Annotated in this window: 3 protein-coding genes; 1 reads left to right on the forward strand and 2 read right to left on the reverse strand. The window is 61.1% G+C overall.

Going from position 1 to position 4,208, the window contains the following annotated elements; all coding sequences use genetic code 11:
• Window positions 1-4 precede the first annotated feature (4 nt).
• Both purU and NW809_RS11015 read right to left on the reverse strand, forming a co-directional pair.
• Window positions 5-853 carry a formyltetrahydrofolate deformylase gene (gene purU / locus NW809_RS11010; RefSeq protein ID WP_414402140.1) on the reverse strand — a complete coding sequence of 283 codons (849 nt, stop codon included), beginning with the start codon at window positions 851-853 and terminating at the stop codon, window positions 5-7.
• A gap of 318 nt (window positions 854-1,171) precedes the next feature.
• Entirely contained in the window at window positions 1,172-1,519 is a 348-nt protein-coding gene (locus NW809_RS11015) for a TatA/E family twin arginine-targeting protein translocase (protein ID WP_099884193.1), read from the reverse strand.
• Window positions 1,520-1,720: 201 nt separating this feature from the next.
• On the opposite strand from NW809_RS11015, the gene secA reads away from it, so the two are divergent.
• The coding region (gene secA / locus NW809_RS11020; RefSeq protein WP_414402141.1) for a preprotein translocase subunit SecA at window positions 1,721-4,208 on the forward strand (2,488 nt) is incomplete at its 3' end.

A 4,208-nucleotide genomic window follows, 5' to 3' on the forward strand; every position in this document is an offset into this window, starting at 1 on the left:
TCCTTCAAGCGAACACCACAGTCTTGTTGTGGTAGACCAGCACGCGATTTTCCAGGTGATAGCGCACGGCCCGGGCCAGGACTAGGCGCTCCATGTCGCGGCCCTTGCGAATGAGGTCGGCTACTGTGTCGCGGTGACTTACCCGCACCACGTCCTGCTCGATGATCGGCCCTTCGTCCAGCTCCTCGGTGGCGTAGTGGGCGGTGGCGCCGATGATCTTGACGCCCCGCTGGTGGGCGCGCTGGTAGGGGTTGGCGCCGGCAAAGGCAGGCAGGGTGGAGTGGTGAATGTTGATCACCGGCGGCGCCTGGCGGAGCAGCCACCCGCTCAGCACCTGCATGTACTTGGCCAAGACCACCAGGTCAATGCGATATTCCTGCAACAGGGCGAGCTGGCGGGCCTCTGCCTCGGCCTTGTTCTCCGGAGAAACAGGGATGTGGTAGTAGTCAATGCCAAAAGAGCGGGCCAGCGGCTCCAAATCGGGATGGTTGCTGATGATCAAAGGAATCTCCGCCAGCAGCTCCCCAGCCCTCTGCCGCCAGATGAGATCCAGCAGACAGTGGGGCTGGTTGCTAACCCACACCGCAATGCGCCGGCGCGTGTCGGAAAAATGCAGCTCCCAGTTGGCCTGGATCCCGCGGGCAATCCCAGAGAAAGCGGGGACAATCTCCGAGCGTTCCAAGCGAAAGCCCTCTAGGTCCCACTCGATGCGGCTCAGGAACAGCCCTGCCTCGAGATCTGTGTGGTGGTCGGCGTGAAGAATGTTGCCGTCGTAACTGTAGATAAAGTTAGAGAGCTTGGCTACCAGCCCTTTTTGATCGGGGCAAGAGACCAACAGGGTGGCCGTGGGCATAGAGGCGCAAAGAGCTCGCCCCTTTACCCTAGGGCCTGGATCGGTCTCCGAGCAAGCACCCCTGGCCAAGGGGTTTCAGTCCTGTCGGTTGATCTCCTGCAACAACCAGGGATCCACCAGCCGACCATCCCAACGCCTGAGGTCGATGCGAATCCCCATCGTCGCCGAGGAGCCGGCAGGGGGCAGCTCCTGGTGAGATCTCGGAGTCGGAGGGGTTTTGGCCGTGTTGCCGCAGCCCGGCTGCTACCTCCGCCGGAGCAAAACGAACAGGTGCGTGATCTCCATGCCGAAACAGAGCAGGTTGCAGCGGGGCATAGACTAGGCAGCATCCGCCGTTGACGAGCCCTCGGACGGGGATGCGGCGGCCACAGGCTCTGCTTCGGCAGCCGGCTTTGTGGACGGGTCGGCTGTGCCGGTCGAGTTGGTTTGGGTTGGGGCTGGAGCTGCTGTTTTGGCGCCCTTGGGAGCGGCTGTGCGGGCGGCCTTTTCCAGCTCCTCGGCTTCCTGGGTTAACTGGGCCTCAAACTCTCTGGCGGCATCCTGCAAGCTGCGCAAGGTTTTGGCTAGGGCACGGCCAATCTCCGGCAGCTTGCGCGGCCCAAACACCAAGAGGGCCACCGCAAAGATAACCAGCATTTCCGGCAGTCCAACGCCTAGAAAGTTCATAAGCCCTGGGATCCCTTCGCTTCCCTAGCCTGACATCTTCTTGCCCTTGGCCGCAAGCACTTTCCCCCCTCCAGGGCTTGGGGCTTTCTTGGCAAAGGGCTGTTGCCGTCTTGGCTGGGCTGGCCGGCCAAGCCAATTGGAATGGTAAAATTGCGCTATATCGCTACTTTAATGATTGGCCTAGGCTTGCCCATGCTCCAAATTCTCCAGAAGCTCCTTGGGGATCCCAACGATCGCAAGATCCGCAAGTACCTGCCTGTTGTCAAGCTGATCAACTCGCTGGAGATTGAGATCGCCTCCCTTTCGGATGCGGAGCTCAGGGCCAAGACCACCGAGTTTCGCCAGCGCTTGGATAGAGGGGAGTCCCTCGACGATCTCCTGCCCGAGGCTTTTGCAGTGGTGCGGGAAGCGGCCAAGCGGGTTCTCAACTTGCGCCACTACGATGTGCAGCTCATTGGCGGCATGGTGCTGCACGAGGGCCAGATTGCCGAGATGAAAACTGGCGAAGGGAAAACCCTGGTCGCCACCTTGCCTGCCTATCTCAACGGCCTGACCGGGAAAGGGGTTCACATCGTTACTGTCAACGGCTACTTGGCCCGGCGGGACTCGGAGTGGATGGGGCAGGTGCACCGCTTCCTGGGCCTGACCGTCGGCCTGGTGCAAGAGGGCATGTCCACCGACGAGAAGCGGCGCAGCTACCACTGCGACATCACCTACTGCACCAACAGCGAGCTGGGCTTCGACTACCTGCGGGACAACATGGCCACCGACATCAAAGAGGTGATGCAGCGGCCCTTTAACTACTGCATCATCGACGAGGTGGACTCCATCCTCATCGACGAGGCCCGCACTCCCCTGATCATCTCCGGCCAGATGGCCCGCCCCTCCGAAAAATACCTCAAGGCGGCTCAGGTGGCGCGGGAGCTGATCCGGGACGAGCACTACGAGGTGGACGAAAAAGCCCGCAACGTCATCCTCACCGACGAAGGGTTTGAGGCGGCGGAGCGGCTGCTGGGGGTCTCCGACCTGTTCGATCCCAAGGATCCCTGGGCGCACTTTGTCTTTAATGCAGTGAAGGCCAAGGAGCTCTTCATCCGGGATGTCCACTACATCGTCCGCAACCAAGAGGTGGTGATCGTGGACGAGTTCACCGGGCGGGTGCTCCCCGGTCGCCGCTGGTCGGACGGGCTGCACCAGGCGGTGGAGGCCAAGGAGGGGGTGCCGATTCAAAACGAGAGCCAAACCCTGGCCACCATCACCTACCAAAACCTCTTCCTGCTCTACCCCAAGCTCTCCGGCATGACAGGCACTGCCCGCACCGAGGAAGCCGAGTTCAGCAAAACCTACAACCTAGAAGTCACGGTGATCCCCACCAACCGGCCCATTCGCCGCAAAGATGCCCCCGATTTGGTGTACAAGACCGAAAACGCCAAGTGGAAAGCGGTCGCCGAGGAGATTGCCCACATGCACGCCCAGGGGCGCCCTGTTTTGGTGGGAACCACCAGCGTGGAGAAATCCGAACGCCTCTCGGCCATGCTCAAGGAAATGGGGATCCCCCACAACCTCCTCAACGCCAAACCGGAGAACGTGGAACGGGAGGCGGAAATCATCGCCCAGGCAGGACGCAAAGGTGCTGTAACCATTGCTACCAACATGGCCGGGCGGGGCACGGATATTATTTTGGGCGGCAATGCGGAGTACATGGCCCGCCTCAAGCTGCGGGAACGGCTGATGCCCAAGCTGGCCCAACTGGACGCCGACAACCCCCTGGGATCCGTTCCCATGGTGGGACGGGGCGGTGGGCAAGGGTTTGGCGGAACCTCGCCCAAGCCGAAAAAATCCTGGACGGTGGTCTCTCCCAACTTTTACCCCTGTGAGCTGTCGGCCCGCACCAGCCAGGCTTTGGACGAGGTGGTGGCCGCTGCAGTGGCCAAGTATGGGTTAAACCGCCTGCCGGAGCTGGTGGTGGAAGATCTCATCGCAGTGGCCTCGGAGAAGGCGCCGGTGCAGGATCCTCTGATCTTGCAACTGCGGGAGGTCTACAACAGCATCAAGGCCGAGTACGAAAAGGTCACAGAGGCCGAACACGAGGAGGTGGTGCGGCTGGGGGGCTTGCATGTCATCGGCACGGAGCGCCACGAGTCCCGCCGCATCGACAACCAGTTGCGGGGCCGCGCCGGACGGCAAGGAGACCCTGGCTCCTCGCGCTTTTTCCTCAGCCTAGAAGACAACCTGCTCAAGATCTTCGGTGGCGAGCGGGTGGCCAAGCTGATGGACATGTTCCGGGTAGACGAAGACATGCCCATCGAGCACCCGCTGCTTTCCAGCAGCCTGGAGAACGCGCAGCGCAAGGTGGAAGTGTATTACTTTGACCTGCGCAAACAGGTGTTCGAGTACGACGAGGTAATGAACAACCAGCGGCGGGCCATCTACTCGGAGCGGCGGCGCATCCTGGAAGGGGAGAACCTCAAACCCAAGATCCTGGACTACGTGCGCAAGACCGTTGAGGAGATCGTGCAAGCCCACGTCAACCCGGAGCTGCCGCCGGAGGAGTGGGAAATCGACAAGCTGACGGCCAAGATGCAGGAGTTCATTCCCCTGCTCAAAGACAACCTCAAGGTTGAGGACTTACGGGATCTCTCCTATCAGGAAATCCTCGACTACCTGATCAAACAGGCGGAGATGGCCT

The sequence above is a fragment of the Synechococcus sp. WC101 genome (assembly GCF_047461555.1).
Taxonomy (GTDB): domain Bacteria; phylum Cyanobacteriota; class Cyanobacteriia; order Thermostichales; family Thermostichaceae; genus Thermostichus.